Origin of the sequence: Stappia taiwanensis, assembly GCF_014635285.1 — a bacterium.
Lineage (GTDB): Bacteria > Pseudomonadota > Alphaproteobacteria > Rhizobiales > Stappiaceae > Stappia > Stappia taiwanensis.
In genome coordinates, this window is sequence record NZ_BMCR01000001.1 from 746,878 (window position 1) to 764,730 (window position 17,853).

The 17,853-nt window shown below is 66.0% G+C and carries 17 protein-coding genes; 11 read left to right on the forward strand and 6 right to left on the reverse strand.

The genetic code is table 11. From position 1 onward, the window contains the following. Position 1: 1 nt before the first annotated feature. The 6 genes from IEV83_RS03320 to IEV83_RS03345 all read right to left on the reverse strand — a co-directional run bounded on the left by IEV83_RS03320 (position 2) and on the right by IEV83_RS03345 (position 7,444). Positions 2-562, reverse strand: coding sequence for a cytochrome c oxidase subunit 3 family protein (locus tag IEV83_RS03320; protein WP_181761534.1), 561 nt, complete (start codon positions 560-562; stop codon positions 2-4). Continuing rightward, positions 559-2,496 (reverse strand): nitric oxide reductase activation protein NorD, encoded by a 1,938-nt coding sequence (locus tag IEV83_RS03325; RefSeq protein ID WP_181761535.1) that lies wholly within the window; start codon positions 2,494-2,496, stop codon positions 559-561. Before IEV83_RS03325 ends, IEV83_RS03320 begins: the two co-directional genes overlap by 4 nt. 8 nt (positions 2,497-2,504) lie before the next feature. Then, positions 2,505-3,311, reverse strand: a complete 807-nt coding sequence (locus IEV83_RS03330; protein WP_181761536.1) for a CbbQ/NirQ/NorQ/GpvN family protein — start codon at positions 3,309-3,311, stop codon at positions 2,505-2,507. Between the two features lie 5 nt (positions 3,312-3,316). Beyond that, positions 3,317-4,687 (reverse strand): cbb3-type cytochrome c oxidase subunit I, encoded by a 1,371-nt coding sequence (locus IEV83_RS03335; RefSeq protein WP_181761537.1) that lies wholly within the window; start codon positions 4,685-4,687, stop codon positions 3,317-3,319. Positions 4,688-4,697: 10 nt separating this feature from the next. Next, a complete protein-coding gene (locus IEV83_RS03340; RefSeq protein WP_181761538.1) occupies positions 4,698-5,150 on the reverse strand; it encodes a c-type cytochrome in 453 nt (150 codons plus the stop codon). 212 nt (positions 5,151-5,362) lie between these two features. Beyond that, the gene (locus tag IEV83_RS03345) at positions 5,363-7,444 is read right to left on the reverse strand and encodes a NosR/NirI family protein (RefSeq protein ID WP_181761539.1); all 2,082 of its coding nucleotides are present in this window, start codon (positions 7,442-7,444) and stop codon (positions 5,363-5,365) included. 131 nt (positions 7,445-7,575) lie between these two features. On the opposite strand from IEV83_RS03345, the gene IEV83_RS03350 reads away from it, so the two are divergent. The 11 genes from IEV83_RS03350 to IEV83_RS03400 all read left to right on the forward strand — a co-directional run bounded on the left by IEV83_RS03350 (position 7,576) and on the right by IEV83_RS03400 (position 17,411). Next, on the forward strand, positions 7,576-9,333 hold the full coding sequence (locus IEV83_RS03350) for a nitrite reductase (protein ID WP_181761540.1): 1,758 nt from the start codon (positions 7,576-7,578) through the stop codon (positions 9,331-9,333). 71 nt (positions 9,334-9,404) lie between these two features. Next, on the forward strand, positions 9,405-10,190 hold the full coding sequence (gene cobA / locus IEV83_RS03355; RefSeq protein ID WP_181761541.1) for a uroporphyrinogen-III C-methyltransferase: 786 nt from the start codon (positions 9,405-9,407) through the stop codon (positions 10,188-10,190). After that, entirely contained in the window at positions 10,183-10,545 is a 363-nt protein-coding gene (locus IEV83_RS03360; RefSeq protein WP_181761542.1) for a c-type cytochrome, read from the forward strand. Before cobA ends, IEV83_RS03360 begins: the two co-directional genes overlap by 8 nt. Continuing rightward, on the forward strand, positions 10,542-11,705 hold the full coding sequence (locus tag IEV83_RS03365) for a cytochrome D1 domain-containing protein (RefSeq protein WP_181761543.1): 1,164 nt from the start codon (positions 10,542-10,544) through the stop codon (positions 11,703-11,705). Before IEV83_RS03360 ends, IEV83_RS03365 begins: the two co-directional genes overlap by 4 nt. Before the next feature lie 4 nt (positions 11,706-11,709). Then, positions 11,710-12,699, forward strand: coding sequence for a siroheme decarboxylase subunit beta (gene ahbB, locus IEV83_RS03370; RefSeq protein WP_181761544.1), 990 nt, complete (start codon positions 11,710-11,712; stop codon positions 12,697-12,699). Continuing rightward, complete coding sequence (locus tag IEV83_RS03375) at positions 12,696-13,169, forward strand: Lrp/AsnC family transcriptional regulator (RefSeq protein ID WP_181761545.1); 474 nt, start codon at positions 12,696-12,698, stop codon at positions 13,167-13,169. The genes ahbB (IEV83_RS03370) and IEV83_RS03375 overlap by 4 nt, the downstream gene beginning before the upstream one ends. After that, entirely contained in the window at positions 13,166-13,654 is a 489-nt protein-coding gene (gene ahbB, locus IEV83_RS03380) for a siroheme decarboxylase subunit beta (RefSeq protein WP_181761546.1), read from the forward strand. The genes IEV83_RS03375 and ahbB (IEV83_RS03380) overlap by 4 nt, the downstream gene beginning before the upstream one ends. A gap of 3 nt (positions 13,655-13,657) precedes the next feature. Further along, entirely contained in the window at positions 13,658-14,884 is a 1,227-nt protein-coding gene (gene nirJ / locus IEV83_RS03385) for a heme d1 biosynthesis radical SAM protein NirJ (protein WP_181761547.1), read from the forward strand. Continuing rightward, the gene (locus tag IEV83_RS03390; protein ID WP_181761548.1) at positions 14,859-16,439 is read left to right on the forward strand and encodes a cytochrome D1 domain-containing protein; all 1,581 of its coding nucleotides are present in this window, start codon (positions 14,859-14,861) and stop codon (positions 16,437-16,439) included. The genes nirJ and IEV83_RS03390 overlap by 26 nt, the downstream gene beginning before the upstream one ends. Further along, positions 16,423-17,151, forward strand: coding sequence for a CbiX/SirB N-terminal domain-containing protein (locus IEV83_RS03395; protein ID WP_181761549.1), 729 nt, complete (start codon positions 16,423-16,425; stop codon positions 17,149-17,151). Before IEV83_RS03390 ends, IEV83_RS03395 begins: the two co-directional genes overlap by 17 nt. Further along, positions 17,148-17,411 carry a hypothetical protein gene (locus IEV83_RS03400; protein ID WP_181761550.1) on the forward strand — a complete coding sequence of 88 codons (264 nt, stop codon included), beginning with the start codon at positions 17,148-17,150 and terminating at the stop codon, positions 17,409-17,411. Before IEV83_RS03395 ends, IEV83_RS03400 begins: the two co-directional genes overlap by 4 nt. Positions 17,412-17,853 lie beyond the last annotated feature (442 nt).

A 17,853-nucleotide genomic window follows, 5' to 3' on the forward strand; every position in this document is an offset into this window, starting at 1 on the left:
CCTACCTCAACAGATAGATGACGGGGAACAGCAGCACCCAGACCAGATCGACCATGTGCCAGAAGGCCGCCCCCACCTCGACGCTGCGCGGACTGTCCTTCCAGCCGACAAGGCCGAGAATGATCACCCCGGCGAGCACATGCGCGGCGTGGAACCCGGTGAGCAGGTAGTAGAAGGTGAAGAACGGATGGGTTTCGACGCCGATCCCCGCCGCCGCCTTGTCCGCGTATTCCATCCCCTTGATGACGAGGAACACCAGCCCCAGCACCGATGCCCCCGCCAGCAGGCAGCGGGTGCGCAGGCGCTTGTCCGCCTCGCGCGCCCGCACCGCCAGCGCGGCCAGAAGACCGGAGGTGACCAGCACCACCGTGTTGAGGCCCGCCGCCGCCCGGTGCAGGTGATCCTGCGCCGCCGCGAAGCCCGCCGGATCGCCGATCCGCACGGCGAGAAACGCCGCCAGCCCCGCGCCGAACACCAGAAGCTCGGACACGATCAGCACCCACATCATCAGATCGCCCGGCAATTGCTCAAGCGGATGCGGTGTCTCGACGGTTTCGCTCATGCTCCCACCAAATGCCGGTAGATGTCGGGCAGGGCGCTCGGCAACCGGTCCGGATGCGGCACCAGAGCGTAGCCGCCGCGTCCGAACATGCGCGGGAACCAGGATTTGCCGTCCCGGTCGACCGTGATGCCGAACACCGCATGCCCCGCCCGGCGCGCCTCGCGCACCGCCATGGCGCTGTCCTCAATGCCGTGCCGCCCCTCGTAATGGTCCAGATCGTTCGGCTTGCCATCGGTGATGACCAGCAGGAGCCGCCGCTTCTTCGCCTGGCCGGAAAGCTCCGCCGAGGCATGGCGGATCGCCGCCCCGAGCCGGGTGTAGAATCCCGGTTTCAGCCCCGCGATCCGGTCCTCGACCACCGTGCTCATCGGCTCGCCGAACTCCTTGCAGCCGAACAGATAAACCCGATCCCGCCGCAGCGAGGAAAAGCCGTGAATGGCGAAATCGTCGCCGCAGGCGTCCAGCCCCCAGGCCATCGCCGTCAACGCTTCCCGTTCGATGTCGATCACCGCGCGGCCGGTCACCGCGCTTTCGGTCGAGCGCGAGACGTCGAGCAGGATCGATACCGCCAGATTGCGCGCCTGCGGCCGGGTCTGCCGCCAGATCCGGTCCCGGGTCTCGCCCGTCGCCAGGAAATCGGCCCGGGCGCGCACGGCGGCCTCCATGTCGAGATCGTCGCCATCGAGATGACCGGGGGTGGTCACCCGCCCCGGACGCAGCGCCTCGAACTGGCGCTTCACCGCCTTGATCCGCCGCAGCGCCTGCGGATCGTTGCGAAACGCCGGCGTTTCGTCGCCCGGCTCCACCGTGCTGGCCAGAACCCGCGCATGGGCCGGCAGATAGGCCTTCGTGCGCACGTCCCATTCGGGATAGACGTGAACGCCCGACAGGCTCTCCCGGTCGACATCCTCCGGCGCCAGATCGAGATGCAGCTTCAGCCGGGTCGCCGGCGCCTTGGAGATCTGGCCGAGACCGATCTCGTCCTGGTCATCCGCCGCCTTTTTCGCCGAATCGACATCGTCATCCTCCACCCGCCGGTTGAGATTGATGAACTCCGCCCAGCTCAGGATCGCCTCGAACTTGTGCAGGATGAAACTGTCGTTGCGCTCCGCCTGTTCGGATTTGCGCCGCCGCGCCCGGCGGGTGCCGCCCTCGCCTTCCTCCGGTGGCCCCTCGGTCTCGCGGGTTTCCACCTCCGATGGCGCGGAGCTGCCGGTCTCGCGCAGGTCCGGCCAGATCGGCACCGGGCGCAAGGGGCGATAGCCACGCGGCGCGCGAAAGCCCTCCAGATCGTCCGCCCGCACCGCCGCCAGCATCGCCTGCGCCCGATCGGACAGGGCCGCCGGATCGCCGAGCAGATGGCGCGCGACCGCCTCCACCGCCGCCTCCACCGGCGGCAGGGTGAGCTCCGGCCGCAAGCTGAGATAGGCGGCGCACAGGTCGTCGTAGAGCTGGGCAAAGCCCGGCGCCTCGGCAAGGGTCGCCGTGGTCATGCGCAGCGCGCTGGCAAGGTGGCTGAGATCCGTGCGCAGCGGATCGCTTTCCGCCTGCCCGGCACCAGCCTGCGACAGAACGGCGGCAAGCCAGAGGTAGAGGGCGGCATTCGCCTCCCGCGCTGGATAGACGGCAAGGCTCTCCGGCAGACGGACCGCCGCCCCGTCGAAGCTGGCGCGCGGCGCCCGTTCGGCCGCTGTCCCCAGCCGGCGCAGGAAGGAGAGCCGATGCCGGCTTTCCTCCTCGGCCACCGGCTTCAGCTCGACGGACGGATTGCCGCCAAGGCCGCGAAAAAGTACCGCCAGCCGTCCGCCGACCTCGGAAAGGTCGACACGGGCTCCCTCATGCGCTTCCGGCGCATCAAGACGGCTGGCGAGGGCGTGCCACAGTTTCCCGACGGTTTCCTCGGGCTCCCATGGCTCGATTTCGATCCCGGACACGGCCTGCCTCACCCGTAAATGGCCGTGACGAGATCGAGGAGCCCGCGTTTCACATCCTCATCGTCGCTGAGCGGCTCGATCATCGCCGCCAGAATCGCGCGCTCCACCGGCATCCCCTGGGCAATCAGGGTCGCGGCGTAAACAACAAGACGGGTCGAAACCCCCTCTTCCAGATCCTGCCCCTTCAGCGCCCGCAGCTTGCCGGCCAGCCGGACCAGCGGCTTGACCTGCTCCTCGGACAACCCGCTTTCGCGCGCCACCACCGGAATCTCGTTGGCCGGGGTCGGGAAGTCGAACTCAAGCCCGACGAACCGCTGCCGGGTCGACGGCTTCAGGGTCTTCAGGATGTTCTGGTAACCCGGGTTGTAGGAGGCAACCAGCATGAAGCCGGGCGCCGCGGCCAGTTCCTCGCCGGTCCGGTCGATCGGCAGGATGCGGCGGTCGTCGGTCAGCGGATGCAGGACCACGGTCACGTCCTTGCGCGCTTCCACCACCTCATCGAGATAGCAGATCGCCCCTTCCCGCACCGCGCGCGTCAAGGGGCCATCGACCCAGACGGTCTCCCCGCCCTTGAGCAGATAGCGGCCGATCAGGTCGGCGGCCGACAGATCGTCATGACAGGCGACCGTGTAGAGCGGCCGGCCGAGACGGGCCGCCATATGGGTGACGAACCGGGTCTTGCCGCAGCCGGTCGGCCCCTTCAGAAGCGCCGGCAACCGGTTGGCATGGGCGGCGGCAAACACCTCGCATTCGTCGCCCTGCGGCAGATAGAAGGGGGCCTCCGCCCCCTCCTGCAAGTTGACATGAGCGTTCATGCGCTTCACTCCGCCGCGGCACGGACCGTCGGGCCCGGCTCGATGACTTCACGACCCGGCACCCAAATCGCGTAGAGAAACAGGAACACCCCGATCACCACGGCCACGCCCGAGCCAAGCCGCATCCAGAAGAAGATGGCGATCTGGTCCTGCACATCCATGAAGGCCTCGCCCACGACCCGCTGCATGTGGGTCTGCACGGTGCCGGCGAAGGTCAGGGTGAAGGTCATGAACACCATGCCGCCCGACATCAGCCAGAAGGAGGCCATGTTGAGCACCTGGTTGTAGGGATCGCGCCCCTTCAGGATCGGCATGGCGTAGGTGAAGATCGCCAGGTTGAGGCACACATAGGCACCAAAGAAGGCCAGGTGACCATGGGCCGCGGTGATCTGCGTGCCGTGGGTGTAGTAGTTCACCCCGTGCAGCGTGTGCAGGAAGCCCCAGACGCCCGCGCCGAAGAAGGCCAGCGTCGCACAGCCCAGGCTCCACAGCAGCGCCGCCTTGTTCGGGTGGTCACGCCGCCCTTTCCAGACCATGACGAAGGCAAAGGCCATCATCGCGAAGAAGGGAATGACCTCCAGCGAGGAGAAGATCGAGCCGATCCACTGCCAGTATCCCGGCGTGCCGATCCAGTAGTAGTGGTGGCCGGTGCCCAGAATGCCGGAGAACAGGGCGGTGGCGACGATCACATAGAGCCACTTTTCCACCACCTCGCGGTCGACGCCCGTCAGCTTGAGCATCAGATAGGCGAGGATCGAGGCCATGATCAGTTCCCAGACGCCTTCGACCCACAGATGGATGACATACCACCAGTACTGCTTGTCGAGCGCCAGGTTGGACGGGTTGTAGAAGGCGAACAGGAACAGCAGCGCCAGTCCCCACAGGCCGATAAGCAGGATGTTGGAGATCGCCGTCTTCTTGCCCTTCAGCACCGTCATGGTGACGTTGTAGAGGAAGATCAGCGCGGCAACGACGATGCCGACCTTGACCCAGCGCGGCTGCTCCAGGAACTCGCGCCCCTCCTTGCCGAGGAGGAAGTTGCCCTCGAACAGGTTGAACAGATAGGTCACCACCACGCCGGCGGTGCCGATCACCAGGATCGCGAGCTGGAGATAGGCCAGCTTCGGCGAGTGAATTTCGCGCTCCGATTCCTCGGGAATGAGGAAATAGGCGGCGCCGAAGAAGCCGGTCAGCAGCCAGACCACCAGGCTGTTGGTGTGCAGCATGCGGCCGATGTTGAACGGCAGGATTTCAGCAAGGAAGTTCGGCTGGACATAGATATAGCCAAGCACGAGCCCCATGGTCACCTGAACGGCGAACAACGCCATCGCGACCGCGAAATACGCATACGCGATCTTTTGTGTTTGGTACTTCATGGGTCTCTCCTCAGCCCGCGTCGTTCGGCGGCCAGTCCTGCGCGCGGATCCTGTTGGTCCACAGCAGGAAGTCGGCAAGTTGGCGATATTCTTCATCGGTGAGCTTGAAGCTGGGCATCTGGCGACGCCCCTCGATGCCGGTCGGCATCGCCTGCATCCAGGACTTGAGCGCCTCATAGGCGCCTTCCGGATCGTCGTTCACCCCCCAGCGGGTCATGACATTGGCAAGCTCGGGCGCGAAATACGCCCCTTCGCCCAGAATGGTGTGACAGTTAACGCAGCCGTGCTTTTCCCACAGGTGCTTCCCGGCCGCGACATTGTCCGTCAAACCGGCACGATCCGTCGAAGTCGTGACGATGTAGTAGTGGCTGTGTATTGATAATCCGATGAAAATGACGATGAAGAACAGTGACCCGCCATAAAATATGTTACGGGCCATGCTCTTGGTCATGACTTCGCGCATTGCGCCCTCCTTCGCGGAGCGGTTGATGGTGCTGGCACATTCGTCGGAGTGCCGGCGCAACTCCTTAACGAAAGTCAACTGCCAGGATTTATCCGCACCTCATCATGCTGCAACGAAACGACGTTGTCTTCTACTTGAAACTGTCCTCTTGCAGAGCTGCGTCATTGGTGGGCGGGCCGCGAACAGCACGATGAACTCCCGCACCATGCGGATCAGGACTTGGCGCCTGCGGGCGGCGAAGGCGGCGCGCTCACCCCTGGGGCCGGACGCACCCGGCGCTTCAGCACCGTACAGGTGGCCGGGTCGTGATAGATCACCTGACAGCGCAGGCACAAAACGCATTCATTGGGATTGATGCGCCCCAGCGGATCGATCGCCCCGACGGTGCATTTGGTCTCGCACAGCCGGCATTCGCGTCCGCATTGCGGCCGGCGCCGCAGCCAGTCGAAAATCTTCAGCTTGGCGGGAATCGCCAGTGCCGCGCCGAGCGGACAAAGATAGCGGCAGTAGAATCGCTCGATGAACAGCCCCGCAACGAGCAGCACACCGACGAAGGCGAGGAACGGCCAGGCGCGCATCATGCGCATGGAGATCGCCGTCTTGAACGGCTCCGCCTCGGCCAGCACCAAGGCATCGTGCATGGAGTAGAACGACAGCGCCAGAATGGCGACGAACAGGGTGTATTTGATCACCCAGAGCCGCTCGTGCAGCGCCTGCGGCACCGCGATTTGCTGAATGCCGAGCCGTTGCGCCGCCGTATTGAGCAGCTCCTGCAAGGCACCGAACGGACACAGCCAGCCGCAATAGACCCCGCGCCCCCAGAACAAAAGCCCAAGCGCGACGAAGGACCAGAGCAGGAAGATCACCGGCTCGATCAGGAAGGTTTCCCAGCGAAAGCCGGTCAGCAGCGAGTGGATGAAGGCGACAACCTGCACCACGGACAGCTGGCCGTTCAGCCCCCAGCCGAGCACGACCAGCGTCACCGACAGGAAGCCGATGCGCCCCCAGCGCCAGAGCTTTGGCCGGCGCACGATGCTTTCCTGGAAGAACAGGATCAGCGTCAGCACCCCAAGCATGGCGCCGGTCGCCACCGTCGCCGGGCGCTTGGCCATCCAGATCTCCCGCCACAACGGTTCGGCCGCTGGCGGCGGGGTCGCGCGCAGCGCCTCGGGGAGGGCATAGTCGGCGGTCACGGTCAGGACCGCCGTCCCGCCGGAGGTGGTCGGACGCCGCGCCGTGACCTCGACCTGGAAAGGCTGAGTCGGGTCGATCCCCTCCCCCAGCCGGAACACGCTGAGTTCCTTCAGCGCCGGTGCGCCCTCGATCGCAAGCCGCTTCACGAAAACGTAGTCGCCGGCGGTGGGCCGAACCAGCCGGTCGCCCTGGCGGATCTCGATCCGGTCGAACAGCCCCGTGCGTTTCCAGGCGGTGCCCCGATGGGAGTGCAAGCCGCCGGACAGGACGGCCAGCGCCGCCTCCCCCGGCCCGAGCGCGGCCACTGCCCGGGTATAGACCTGCTGGCCCAGCAGATTGCGGCCCACGGTCGGCGGATCGATCAACCCGACGTAAAGGTCGAGGAACGCCGCATCGCCGGGCGGCAGCGGCACCTTGGCCTCAGCCAGCGCCTCGCCCGCCTCGTCCATCGTCACCCGCCGGCGCGTCAACGCGCCCATGCTCGTGAGCTCGTCCCAGGTGGCCGGAGCGTAGGACAGCCGGTCGATCCCGTCGCCGCCGGGCAGCACCCCGCGCGACATCGCCAGCGTGCGCGCGGTTCTGAGAATCCCGTCGCGAATGACGCCGGTGGAGACGGTGGCACGGGAAATCACATCGGGAAGGTCCGCCTGCGGAGTGAGGATTTCCGCCCGCGGCGCATCGAGAGCGACACCGGCGAAACCGTTCACATAGGCGGCAATGTCCTCATCGGAGATGCCAAGCGTCAGCACCGGTTCATTGTGCTGGACGAGGCGGGCGCCGGCGATCTTTGCATCGAGGCCGACGCCGACCAGCACATCGAGCGGCCGCCCCGAATAGCCGACGGAATTGGCGATGTCCCAGGTGGAGCCGATATGGCCGATCACCTTGCCGCCGGCACTGACGGTCCAGCCCGGCACGCCGGCTTCCTGCCGGATCACGCTGAGCGGCCCGTCGGTGTTGAACAGCGCCGCCGCCAGTTCCGCGTCCGGCGCCGCCCTCTCCACCGATGCAACGTGAGGTTCTACGGCATGGACTGGAGAAGAAATAAGTGCAAGGCTGAGCGTCGCCAGTAGGCCGAAGATGAAGAGGAGTGAATGCATGTCGAATTCCGGACCTCCATTGCACAACTCTGCGGCGCGGATGGCGCCCCAGCCTTAACGAAAGTCAAGGAGAGCGATCCCCCTCGGGCGCATGGTCGCACACGCCTCACTACCCGAACGGAGACTCCGTTATGAAAAGCAAGTCAACTACCGCCAGGCGCTCGCTGTTCTCCAGCGCTGCGCTGGCGCTTGTGCTCGCTGCGGGTCCTGCCTTCGCGCAGGACAAGCCCGCCGACCATGGTGACACACCTGCGGCCGCCTATGAACCGAGCATGACGACGCTGGGCGAGATCCAGGTTGAGATTCCCGGCCGCAAGGCGGACGACCCCGTCATCACGGACGAGGAATTCCAGCGCGGTGCCAAGATTTACTTCGAGCGCTGCGCCGGCTGCCACGGAGTTCTTCGCAAGGGCGCCACCGGCAAGCCGTTGACCCCGGACGTCACCCGGGCGCTCGGCTACGACTACCTCCAGAACTTCATCACCTATGGTTCGCCCGCCGGCATGCCCAACTGGGGCACCTCCGGAGAGCTGACCGAGGCCGATGTGGACCTGATGGCACGGTACATCCTGATGGAGCCGCCGGCACCTCCTGAATTCGGCATGCCGGAAATGAAGGAGACCTGGAAGCTGATCGTTGCGCCGGAAGACCGGCCGAAGGAGAAGCTGAACGACATCGACATCGACAACCTGTTCTCCGTCACCTTGCGTGATGCCGGCCAGATCGCCCTGATCGACGGCAAGACCTACGACATCCACGCGATCATCGACACCGGCTATGCGGTGCATATTTCGCGCATTTCCGCCTCCGGCCGCTACCTCTTCGTCATCGGCCGCGATGCCAAGATCGTGATGATCGACCTGTGGATGGAAACCCCGGCGGCCGTTGCCGAGATCAAGATCGGCACCGAGGCGCGCTCCGTCGAGACCTCCAAGTTCGAGGGCTACGAGGACAAATACGCCATCGCCGGCGCCTACTGGCCGCCGCAATACGTCATCATGGATGGCGACACGCTGGAGCCGAAGAAGATCGTCTCCACCCGTGGCAACATCTATGACGAGCAGACCTACCATCCCGAGCCTCGCGTCGCGGCGATCCTGGCCTCTCACTACAAGCCGGAATTCATCGTCAACGTGAAGGAAACCGGCAAGATCGTCATGGTCGACTACACCGACCTGAAGAACCTGAAGACCACGGAAATCGAGGCCGAACGGTTCCTGCATGACGGCGGTCTGGACAGCACGCACCGCTACTTCATCACGGCGGCGAACGCGCGCAACAAGCTGGTGGTGATCGACACCAAGGAAAGCAAGCTGGTGGCCATCACCGACACCGGCGGCGCGACCCCGCATCCGGGTCGTGGTGCGAACTTCACCCATCCGGAGTTCGGTCCGGTCTGGGCGACCTCGCACCTGGGCGATGAAAGCGTGGCGCTGATCGGCACCGATCCGGAAGGACATCCGGACAACGCCTGGAAGATCGTCGACAGCTTCGAGGCCCTGGGCGGCGGCTCGCTGTTCATCAAGACCCATCCGAAGTCGAACCACCTTTATGTCGATGCGACGCTGAACCCGGATGCGGAAACTTCCGCCTCGGTCGCGGTGTTCAAGATCGACGAGATGAAGGCGGATGCGGAGCCGGAGTACACCACCCTGCCGATCGGCGAGTGGGCCGGCATCGCCGAGGGTCAGCCCCGCGTCGTCCAGCCGGAGTTCAACCGCGAGGGCACCGAAATCTGGTTCTCGGTGTGGAACGCCAAGGACAAGGAATCGGCCATCGTTGTCGTCGACGACAAGACGCTTGAGCTCAAGAAGGTGATCAAGGACCCGCGCCTGATTACCCCGACGGGCAAGTTCAACGTCTTCAACACGCGCGGCGACGTCTACTGACGGTTTCGCCTTCGGGGAGGGCCGCGCCGGCCCTCCCCCTCTTTTTCCCTTATCGGACAAGAGAGGCTTCCATGACCGGAAAAGTCTTCCTCATCGGCGCGGGACCCGGCGATCCGGAGCTTCTGACGCTCCGCGCGCTCAAGATCATCGAACGGGCCGACGTGGTGGTCTTCGACCGGCTGGTGTCGCCCGAGATCCTGCGCCTCGTTCCCCCCGCCACCCGCCGCATCAGCGTCGGCAAGTCTCCCAACTGTCATTCGGTCCCGCAGGACCGCATCAACGCCCTGCTGGTCGCGCTCGCCCGGGAAGGACTGGTCGTGGCCCGGCTGAAGGGCGGCGATCCGCTGATCTTCGGACGCGGCAGCGAGGAAGCCGCCGTTCTCGGCGATGCCGGCATCCCCGTCGACTACGTGCCCGGCATCACCGCCGCGCAAGGGGCCGCCAGTTCCACCGGCATCCCGCTCACCCATCGCGGCCTTGCCACCGGCGTGCGCTACGTCACCGGTCACAAGGCCGCCGACGCGCCGCTCGACCTCGACTGGGCCAGCCTTGCCAGCGAGGAAACGACGCTGGTGGTCTACATGGGCGTTGCCAACATCGCCGAGATTTCCACCTGTCTGATCGGCCATGGCATGCCCGAAAGCCTGCCGGTGATGGCCGTGGCCAACGCCACCACCCCGCGCGAGCGCCGGCTGATCTCCCAGCTCGACCAGATCGCCGGTGAGTTGGAAACCGCCGGCTTCGAAGCGCCGGTGCTGTTCATCATCGGCCATGTGGTCACGCTTTACCGCGAGCTGCCCGCCTGTCTCCCGGCCGGCCAGTTGCTCGACGAGGTGCGGATGGCGGCTCATGCGTAGCCTGCCGCTCCTGCTGCTGCTTGCCGCCGCAGCCCCTGCCTTCGCCCTTGCCTCCGCGCTCGCGGAGAACGCCGCGCCGGCCTTGCCCGGCGCACCGGCCCTTGCGCCAGAACAGGCGCAGAAGCTCGCCCATCTGGTGGAGCAGGACTGCGGCTCCTGCCACGGGCTGACCCGCAAGGGCGGGCTCGGCAGCCCGCTGACCGCCGAAGCACTCAGCCATATCGAGCCGGAAGGCATTGCCGGCATCATTCTCGACGGCGTGCCCGGCACCGCCATGCCGCCCTGGCGCCCGCTGATGAGCGAGGATGAAGCCCTCTGGATTGCGTATTACCTGTTGAAGGACGAAGGCAAATGATCCGCTTCGCTGCCCTGGCGCTCTGCGCCGCCCTGCTCGCCCCCGCAGCCCATGCGGGCTCGCAAGAGGCGCCCTGCTGCGCCACTGGCGATCTGGGCCTGATCGTCGAGCGGGCCAGCGGCTCCCTGCTGGTGGTCGACCAGTCGGAGCGGGCGGCCATCGGCCGGATCGAAGGGCTCGGCGATCTGTCCCACGCCAGCCTGGTCTATTCCCCGGACGAGCGTTTCGCCTTCGTCTTCGGACGCGACGGCGGTCTCACCAAGGTCGACATTCTGACCCAGAAGATCACCGGCCGGGTGATGCAGGCCGGCAATTCCATCGGCGGCGCGATTTCCGATGACGGCACGCTTATTGCGGTGGCCAATTACGAACCCGGCGGCGTGCGGGTCTTCGACGCCGGCACCCTGGAGATGGTCGCCGACATTCCCACCGGCTCCAAGACCATCGGCCTTGTCGATGCTCCGGACCGGCGCTTCGTCTTTACTCTTTGGGACGCGGGCGAGACCTGGATCGCCGATTTCAGCGGCGATGCGCCGAAGATCACCAAGGTGCCGGGGATCGGCAAGAACCCCTATGACGCGCTGATCGCCGCGGACGGGCGGACCTATATCGCCGGCCTGTTCGGCGAGGACGGGCTGACCGCCCTCGACCTTTGGGACGAGACGCCCGAGCCGCGCCGGATCCTGCCCGGCTATGGCAAGGGCCGCGAGGGGCTTCCCGTCTACAAGATGCCGCATCTGGAGGGCTGGGCACTGGCCGGAGAAGAGTTCGTTCTGCCCGCCGTCGGCCAGCATGAGGTGCTGTGGGTCGATGCCCGCGATCTGACCGAAACCGCCCGCACCAAGACCCACGGGCAGCCGGTGTTCGCCATGTCCCGGCCCGGCGGCCGTCAGGTCTGGGTCAATTTCGCCCACCCGCTCAACGACACCATTCAGGTGATCGACACCCGCAGCCATGAGGTGATCCACGAGCTGACCCCGGGACCGGCGGTGCTGCACATGGAGTTCACCGCGCGCGGCACCGAGGTCTGGGTGTCGGTCCGCGATGCCGACCGGGTGGATATCTACGACGCTGCCACCTTCGAAAAAATCGGCGAAATCGCCGCGAAAAGCCCCTCGGGCATCTTCTTCACCGCCCGCGCGCACCGGATGGGACTCTGACGCCATGGAAAACCGCCGCGATCCGCTCGACCAGCGCTTGCTCGACGACTTCCAGCGGGACCTGCCGCTGGTCTCCCGCCCCTTCGCCGCCATCGCCGACCGGCTCGGCGTTGCGGAGGCCGAGGTCATCGAACGCCTTGCCGCCCTGAAGGCGCTCGGCGTCATCGCCCGGGTTGGCGCCACCTGCCGCCCCAACACCGCCGGCGCCTCGACGCTGGCGGCCCTGTCCATCCCCACGGATGCGGATATCGACGCGGTGGCCGCCGTGGTCGGGGCCGAGCCCGGTGTCAATCACTCTTACTTACGCGAACACGACTGGAACCTCTGGTTCGTTGCCACCGCCCCCAGTGCCGACGAACTGGCGGCGAGCCTTGCGCGGATCGAACGAAACACCGGCTACCGGGTTCTCGACCTGCCCCTGGTGCGCCCGTTCAACATCGACCTGGGCTTCCGTCTTTCCGGCCCGCGCCATGCCCTGCCGGATGCTGGGGCGGTCGATCTCGACGCCCTGCGCCCCGACGACCGGCCGATCATGCAGGCGCTGGCCGCCGGGCTTCCCCTCGTCCCCCGGCCCTTCGCCGAACTGGCCGAAAAGCTTGGCCGCAGCGAAGAAGACATTCTGGAGCGGATCGACCGGCTGTTGCAGGCCCGGCTCCTGACCCGGGCCGGCGTCATCGTCCGCCACCGGGCGCTCGGCTGGCTCTCCAACGCCATGGTGGTCTGGCAGGTGCCGGAAGAGCGGATCGAGGCGGCCGGCACCGCGCTCGCCGCCCTGCCCGGCATCACCCTGTGCTACCAGCGCCGCACCGTGCCCGGCGTCTGGTCCTTCCCGCTGTTTTCGATGATCCACGCCCGCAGCCGCGCGGAGGCCGGAAAGGTGCTGCGCGCCGCGGCCGACCTGCCGGAACTGGCGGGCGTCCACCATGAAGCGCTGTTCTCCGTGCGCTGTTTCAAACAGACCGGGGCGTTGCTTCAGGCAGGAGCTTCCACATGAGACGCGCACCGCTCCCCGCCGAGAGCCTCGATGAGGCCGACCGTGCCATTCTCACCGCGCTGCAGGATGGCTTTCCCCTGTCCTCCCGCCCCTTTGCCGAGGCCGGCAAGCACCTGGACCTTGGCGAACAGGACCTGATCGACCGGATCGTCCGCCTGCGCGAGATCGGCGCCATCACCCGGTTCGGCCCGTTCTTCGACGCCGCCGCCATGGGCGGAGAGCTGTGCCTGTGCGCCATGGAGGTGCCGAAGGAACGGTTCGACGACGTCTTGGCTTTGGTCAATGCGCATCCGGAGGTGGCGCATAATTATGAGCGCAGTCACCGCCTGAACATGTGGTTCGTGCTCGCGGCCGAGGCCATCGGCGACATCGAACGCACCGCGACGGCAATTGAGCGGGAAACCGGCCTTACCGTGCTAAGGTTTCCCAAGCTCGAAGAGTATTACATCGGATTTCGGGTGCCTCTATGAGCGTTGATGCCACCGACCGCCGTCTGATCGCCGCCACACAGGCGGGGCTGCCGCTGACCCAGGCGCCCTATGCGGAGGTGGCCGGCTGGCTGGGGCTCAGCGAGGAGGAGGTGATTGCCCGCCTCAAAGCCCTGCAAAAGCGCGGCATCGTCCGGCGCATCGCGCTCGCCCCCAATCACTACGCCCTCGGCATGACCGCCAATGGCATGAGCGTCTGGGATGTATCCGACGAGCGCATCGGCACCCTCGGCCCGAAGATCGGCGCCCTCGATTTCGTCAGCCATTGCTACCAGCGGCCGCGCGCCCTGCCCGACTGGCCCTACAATCTCTTCGCCATGATCCACGGCACCAGCCGTGAGGAGGTGGAGGAAAAGCGCAAGCGCATCGCCGAACTGCTCGGCCCGGATTGCCGGGCACATGACATTCTCTATTCCACGCGCATCCTGAAGAAGACCGGCCTGCGCCTCAAGGACAGGAAGGGATAAGCCATGTTTCGCCTGAGCCAATACATGCATCAGCTGATCGACCCGACGCCGGTGCGCGGGCGGCGCGGCAGCGGCCCGGTCAAGCCGGTGGTGATCTGGAACCTCACACGGCGCTGCAACCTGCGTTGCCGCCATTGCTACACCACCTCCGCCGATGTGGCCTTTCCCGGCGAACTCACACATGAGGAAGCGCTCGGGGTGCTGGACGATCTGGCCGGCTTCAACGTGCCGGCGCTGATCCTGTCCGGCGGCGAACCGCTGTCACGCTTCGATTTCTTCGAACTGGCGGAACGGGCGCGGGCGCTGCGGTTCAAGTATCTGGCCCTGTCCACCAACGGCACCCGCCTGACCGGCGAGACCGCCGACAAGGTGGCCGATCTCGGCTTCGACTATGTCGGCATTTCCCTTGATGGCATCGGCGCGACCAACGACTGGTTCCGGGGTGTCGAGGGTGCCTTCGCCGAGGCGCTTGCCGGTGTGCGGGCCTGCAAGGCGCGCGGCGTCAAGGTGGGCCTGCGTTTCACCGTCACCGACGCCAATTCCGACCAGCTTCCGGCCATGCTTGACCTGTGCGAGGCCGAGGGCGTCGACAAGTTCTACCTCTCCCACCTTGTCTATGCCGGGCGCGGCGACAAGCACCGGGGCGAGGACACCGGCCACGACCACACCCGCCGGGCGATGGACATTCTGATCGAGCGTGCCTGGTCGGCGCTCTCCGCCGGCCGGCCGCTGGAGATCGTCACCGGCAACAACGACGCCGACGCGGTCTATTTCCTGAAATGGGTCGCGGCCAATTTCAGCGCCGAACAGACCGCCCATGTGCGCGACCATCTGGAAGCCTGGGGTGGCAACTCTTCCGGACTGGGGGTCGCCAACATCGACACCCAGGGCAAGGTTCATCCGGACACCTACTGGTCCGACTACACGGTCGGCTCCGTGCGCGAGCAACCCTTTTCCAAGATCTGGACCGGCGACGACCCGATGCTGGCGACCTTGCGCCAGCGCCCCCGGCCGCTGCAGGGACGCTGCGGCGCCTGCGCCTACAAGAGCGTGTGCGGCGGCAACACCCGCATCCGCGCCCTGCAACTGACCGGCGACCCGTGGGCGGAAGATCCCGCCTGCTACCTCTCCGCCGACGAAATCGGCCTCAAGGCGGACACCGACACCGGCCGCCTGACGGTCACGCCATTCCGGGGAAAGAGCCATGATCCGGCCCATCGCTTCGTTTAGCCGCCTCGCCCTTGCCACTGTGGCCGCCGGTCTGCTGGCGCCCGTGTCCCTTGCTTCGGCCGAACCGGATGCAGTCGCCCTGTTTGCCGAGCATTGCGCCACCTGCCATGCCGCCAGCCGGCTTGGGGGCACCGGTCCGGCCCTGATCCCGCAGACCCTTGGACGCATGCGCGGCCCGGTGCTGGAAACGGTGATCGCCAATGGCCGTCCCGCCACCCAGATGCCCGCCTTCGCCGACACGCTCGACACGGGCGAGATCGCCGCGCTGGCCGCCTATCTGCGCACGCCGCTCGCCGAGGTTCCGAGCTGGAGCGCGGAGGACATCGCCGCCAGCCGCGAGATGGTGGAGGACTACACGCCCGCCCCGGCCCCGGTCTTCACCGCCGACCCCATGAACGTAACGCTGGTGGTGGAAACCGGCGACCATCATGTCAGCGTGCTCGACGGCGACACCTTCGAGGTGCTGGACCGCTTCGCCACCCCGTTCGCCGTTCATGGCGGCCCGAAGTTCACCCCCGACGGGCGCTACGTGTTCATCATGTCGCGCGACGGCTTCGTGCAGAAATACGACGTCTGGTCGCTGCAGGAGGTGGGCCGGGTGCGCGCCGGTCTCAACAGCCGCAACATCGCCATGAGCCATGACGGCAAATGGCTGGCGGTGGCCAACTACCTGCCGATGACCGTGACGATCCTGTCCACGGCGGATCTCTCCGTTGCCAAGGTGATCGACGTGGTTGCCCGCGACGGCACCGCCTCCCGGGTCTCGGCGGTGTATCAGGCGCCGCAGCGCAAGAGCTTCATCCTCGCCCTGAAGGATGCCCCGGAGATCTGGGAAATCGCCACCGACCCGGGTGCCGGCCCCTATTACGATGGTTTCGTGCACAGCCACGAGGCCGGCATGAAGGAGGCATTGGGCGCCGAGGAAGGGCTGTTCGCCCGCCGCCGCATCGCCATCTCCGAACCGCTCGACGATTTCTTCTTCACCCCCGACTACACCAACCTGATCGGCGCCAGCCGCGAGGGGGACCGCGGCGTGGTGGTCAACCTGATCGTCGGCCGCGAGATCGCCGAACTGGCGCTGCCGGGCATGCCGCATCTGGGCTCGGGCATCACCTGGATGTCGGGCGGACGCCGGGTAATGGCCACCCCGCATCTGAAGGAGGGCAAGCTCTCCGTCATCGACATCGACAATTGGGAGACGGTGAAGAGCATCAAGACCGAAGGGCCGGGTTTCTTCCTGCGCAGCCACGAGAACTCGCCCTATGTCTGGGCGGATGTGTTCTTCGGTCCCAACAAGGACGCGATGCACATCATCGACAAGGAAAGCCTGGAAATCGTCAAGACCCTGCGTCCGCAGAAGGGCGCCACCGTCGCCCATACCGAGTTCACCCGCGACGGCCGCTACGCGCTGGTCTCGGTCTGGGAGGATGACGGCGCCGTGATCGTCTTCGACGCCAGGACGCTGGAAGAGGTTCGCCGCCTGCCCATGCGCAAACCGTCGGGCAAGTACAATGTCTGGAACAAGATCAGCTTTTCCGATGGCACAAGCCACTGACCCCCGCCGGGCGGCGGTGATCGTCGCCCATGGATCGCCGAAGAACCCGCAGCCGCAGGAACGCGCCCTGACGGCGCTGGCGGAGCGGGTCGCGACCCGTGTCCCGAGCCTGACCGTGCGCGGCGCGACCCTGGCCGCCGAGGGCGCACTGGAAGCCGCGCTCGACGGGCTCAACGCCCCGCTGGTCTACCCATTCTTCATGGCCGATGGCTGGTTCACCCGCAAGCAGTTGCCGCGCCGACTGGCCGCCGCCGGGCAGAATGGCGCGCGTTGCCTTGCCCCATTCGGCGCCGATCCCGCGCTCATCGACCTTTTGGCGCGCACCGCGCTCGATACCGCGCGCGCCGCTGGCCTTTCACCCGCCAACACCACGCTCGTTCTCGCCGCCCATGGTTCGGGCCGTCATGGCAGCTCCGATGTCACCGCATGGCAGGCCGCCCGCGCCCTCAGTGCCTGCGGTCATTTCCGCCAGGTGGTTACCGGCTTCATCGAGCAGCCGCCCTTTCTCGCCGATGTCACCCGGCGCGTCGGCCCGGCCCTGTGCCTGCCGTTCTTCAGCCTGCGGGCCGGACACGTTCTTGAAGACATTCCCGACGCATTGGCCGCCGCCGGTTTTGACGGGCCGGTTCTGCCGCCGATCGGGACTCATGGCGACGTGCCGGGCCTGATCGCCGCCACCCTCACCAAAACCCTGCAAGAGGTTCCCCAATGACTGCCATCGACCCCACCTCCACGCCCGCCGACAATGGCCGCTGGCCGCTGTGGAAGCTGGCCCTCCTCCTCTACCCGTTCACGGCGGCGGCGGTGGCCATCAACCTGTTCATGCTGGCCCTGATGGGACAGGCCATCGGTCTCAGCGCCCTGTCGCCGGAAGCCGCCCTGGCCCTCTCCGTCGTCCTCGGCATCCCGGCCACCTGGGCCGCCGCCCGCTGGGTGCGTCATCTGATCGACGAGGCGGAAAAGAATCCCTGAAGCCCGATTCCCCCATTCCGAGGCACGGACAAGGAATTGGATTCGAAAATTCCCGCTTATCATCGAATTTATTTCGCAGCGGAAAACACAACCTGACGATGATCTGGCAGCCGACAGCAATGCGGTGACCGGCAACCGCTGTCACGAAATGCTGCTCTGCAGACCATCAGGCCAGGCCGGCCGGCTCCGGCGCCGAAACGACTTACGCTACGTCTTCAGCGCCTTCGCCGGGGAACGAAAAAGCCCTGTGCCAGAAAATCCGGAACGCCAGCTAAAAAGAACATTGAAATTTTAATTACTCAAAAGTTTCAATCACAAGTATTTTGTTTCATACATTCATGAATTCGAATTTATATTGTCTCGGAATATTGACTTTCATCAATGTGAGAATCTGGCATCCCTTGGTAATCCCTCCTAACATCGAGGGATCGACCCTGGAGTT

Bases quoted from the DNA above. Each gene is read 5' to 3' on its own strand.
- ahbB (WP_181761544.1), top strand. From the start codon at position 11,710: ATGGAAAACCGCCGCGATCCGCTCGACCAGCGCTTGCTCGACGACTTC.
- nirJ (WP_181761547.1), top strand. From the start codon at position 13,658: ATGTTTCGCCTGAGCCAATACATGCATCAGCTGATCGACCCGACGCCG.
- IEV83_RS03340 (WP_181761538.1), bottom strand. From the start codon at position 5,150: ATGCGCGAAGTCATGACCAAGAGCATGGCCCGTAACATATTTTATGGC.
- cobA (WP_181761541.1), top strand. From the start codon at position 9,405: ATGACCGGAAAAGTCTTCCTCATCGGCGCGGGACCCGGCGATCCGGAG.
- IEV83_RS03330 (WP_181761536.1), bottom strand. From the start codon at position 3,311: ATGAACGCTCATGTCAACTTGCAGGAGGGGGCGGAGGCCCCCTTCTAT.
- IEV83_RS03360 (WP_181761542.1), top strand. From the start codon at position 10,183: ATGCGTAGCCTGCCGCTCCTGCTGCTGCTTGCCGCCGCAGCCCCTGCC.
- IEV83_RS03395 (WP_181761549.1), top strand. From the start codon at position 16,423: ATGGCACAAGCCACTGACCCCCGCCGGGCGGCGGTGATCGTCGCCCAT.
- IEV83_RS03320 (WP_181761534.1), bottom strand. From the start codon at position 562: ATGAGCGAAACCGTCGAGACACCGCATCCGCTTGAGCAATTGCCGGGC.
- IEV83_RS03335 (WP_181761537.1), bottom strand. From the start codon at position 4,687: ATGAAGTACCAAACACAAAAGATCGCGTATGCGTATTTCGCGGTCGCG.
- IEV83_RS03400 (WP_181761550.1), top strand. From the start codon at position 17,148: ATGACTGCCATCGACCCCACCTCCACGCCCGCCGACAATGGCCGCTGG.
- IEV83_RS03350 (WP_181761540.1), top strand. From the start codon at position 7,576: ATGAAAAGCAAGTCAACTACCGCCAGGCGCTCGCTGTTCTCCAGCGCT.
- IEV83_RS03375 (WP_181761545.1), top strand. From the start codon at position 12,696: ATGAGACGCGCACCGCTCCCCGCCGAGAGCCTCGATGAGGCCGACCGT.
- IEV83_RS03345 (WP_181761539.1), bottom strand. From the start codon at position 7,444: ATGCATTCACTCCTCTTCATCTTCGGCCTACTGGCGACGCTCAGCCTT.
- ahbB (WP_181761546.1), top strand. From the start codon at position 13,166: ATGAGCGTTGATGCCACCGACCGCCGTCTGATCGCCGCCACACAGGCG.
- IEV83_RS03365 (WP_181761543.1), top strand. From the start codon at position 10,542: ATGATCCGCTTCGCTGCCCTGGCGCTCTGCGCCGCCCTGCTCGCCCCC.
- IEV83_RS03390 (WP_181761548.1), top strand. From the start codon at position 14,859: ATGATCCGGCCCATCGCTTCGTTTAGCCGCCTCGCCCTTGCCACTGTG.